The following is a 1,870-nucleotide window of genomic DNA, read 5'->3' as shown; positions in this document are numbered from 1 at the left end:
GCCAAGGACGCCCTCTCCCACCTCTGCGACGCCGTCGTCCACCGCGCCGGCTGACCCCCGGCCGCGTGGCCCCGGCCGCCCGGCGTGCGGGCTCGGGTTCCCACCACGGGCCCCGGTTCTTCCCCTACGGGAAGACGACCCGCCGGCCGCCCGGTGTCATCCCGTGGTCGTACCCCACTCCAGCCCGGGGGCTGACGCCCCGGGCCGCCGACTCTGGTGCCATGGAACCACCACCCCGCACCGGTTTCGGTGAACGGGCGGCCGAGGGGGTGGCGCCGCCCAACACGGAGGAATGCCAGATGTCGACCACGCGAGCCAGCAGCAAGGCGGCCCGGTACGCCGTGCCCGTCGCCGTCATCACCGTGGCGGTCGCGAGCGTCGGGCTCGTCCCCGCGCTCGCCGACAACGGCGACCCCAAGCTGCCGAAGATCACCGCTGAAGAGCTGGTCGCCAAGGTGGCCGAGTCGGACGTCGAGCAGTTCAGCGGCACCGTCAAGACCCGCACCAGCCTCGGCCTGCCCGGCGAGAACCTGCAGGGCCTCTTCCAGGACTTCGCGGGCGCCGCCGGCGCCGGCGCCTCCGGGGCCGACGCCGACCTCGACCCGAGCGCCCGCCTCGCCGCCCTCTTCCAGGGCGAGAACACCCTGAAGGTCGCCGTCGACGGCGAGGACCGCCAGCGCGCCACCCTCGTCAGCGACGCCGGCGACTACACCTTCGTGCACAACCAGGGCACCGTCTGGGCCTACGACGCCGCCGCGAAGACCGCCTTCCGCGCCACCGCCCCCGACGAGGACGCCGACGCCGAGGCCGACTCCGACGCGAAGACCCCGGGCGGCCGCGGCGGTATCGAGAAGACCAACCCCCAGCAGGCCGCCAAGGAGCTGCTCGACGCGCTGGAGGACACCACCACCGTCTCCGTCGACGGCACCACCCGCCTCGCCGGTCGCGACGCCTACCAGCTCGCCCTCAAGCCGAAGAACGCCCCCGACTCGACGGTCGACTCCGTCCGCATCGCCGTCGACGCCAAGAACGGCATGCCGCTGAAGGTCAGCCTGGAGAGCCGCGACGGCGGAAAGCCGATCGGCGAGATCGGCTTCACCAGCGTCGACTTCGCCAAGCCGGCCGCCTCCACCTTCGACTTCGCGCCGCCCAAGGGCACCAAGATCGTCAAGCCCGAGGACGTCGACATGGAGGCGGACGGCAACGGCTCCGCCCACGGCGCCCTGCCCGGCCTGGACGCCATCCCCGGCCTCGGCGACCTCCCCGCCATCCCCGGCGACACCGAGGGCGCCGAGGGCGCCGAAGGCGGCAAGGTCATCGGCGAGGGCTGGAACAGCATCCTCATGATCAAGGGCGACGCCGAGGGCGCCGAGGGCGGCCTGCCCGAGGGCGGCCAGGCCGGCGACCTCGTCGACGCCTACACCAAGAAGGTCAAGGGCGACTTCGGCACCGGCCGCCTCTTCAGCACCCGCCTGGTCAACACCCTGATCACCGACGACGGCACCGTCTACGTCGGCGCCGTCACCAAGGACGGCCTCATCAAGGCCGCCAACGCCAACCACTGACCCACCTCCGGCCGCCCACGGCGGCCACCACCGGCCCCGGCCGCGCCTCCCCCCTGGGCGCGCCCGGGGCCGCACCCGTCCCACGCCCCGATGCCCTGCCAGGCGCGGGCCTCGGCGTCTCACCAGTCCCGCGGCGCTATCAGCTCCTCCACATCCGCGTTGCCGAAGCCGTAGGCCGAGGCGATGAACGCGAAGTCCTCCGCTATCTCCTCCCGCGCGACGGTCTCTATCCCGCTGCCCGCCTCACCCAGCGCCTCGTCCAACTCGTTGAACTCCTCTGTCGCCGCGTGGGTGAGCGCGTAGAC

General features: G+C 73.2%; 2 protein-coding genes. One reads left to right on the top strand and one right to left on the bottom strand.

Features of this window, described 5'->3' with window-relative positions; genetic code table 11:
- Window positions 1-299 precede the first annotated feature (299 nt).
- Window positions 300-1,565 carry a LolA family protein gene (locus GL263_RS25890; protein WP_182858166.1) on the top strand — a complete coding sequence of 422 codons (1,266 nt, stop codon included), beginning with the start codon at window positions 300-302 and terminating at the stop codon, window positions 1,563-1,565.
- A gap of 119 nt (window positions 1,566-1,684) precedes the next feature.
- On the opposite strand, the gene GL263_RS25885 is transcribed toward GL263_RS25890, so the two are convergent.
- Window positions 1,685-1,870, bottom strand: a 186-nt coding sequence (locus GL263_RS25885) for a DUF5713 family protein (RefSeq protein WP_228456831.1), incomplete at its 5' end; no start/stop codon positions are given.

The sequence above is a fragment of the Streptomyces durbertensis genome, assembly GCF_014156695.1.
Lineage (GTDB): Bacteria > Actinomycetota > Actinomycetes > Streptomycetales > Streptomycetaceae > Streptomyces > Streptomyces durbertensis.
The sequence above is the reverse complement of the archived record's forward strand: the minus strand, read 5'-3'. Positions and strand labels throughout refer to the sequence as shown.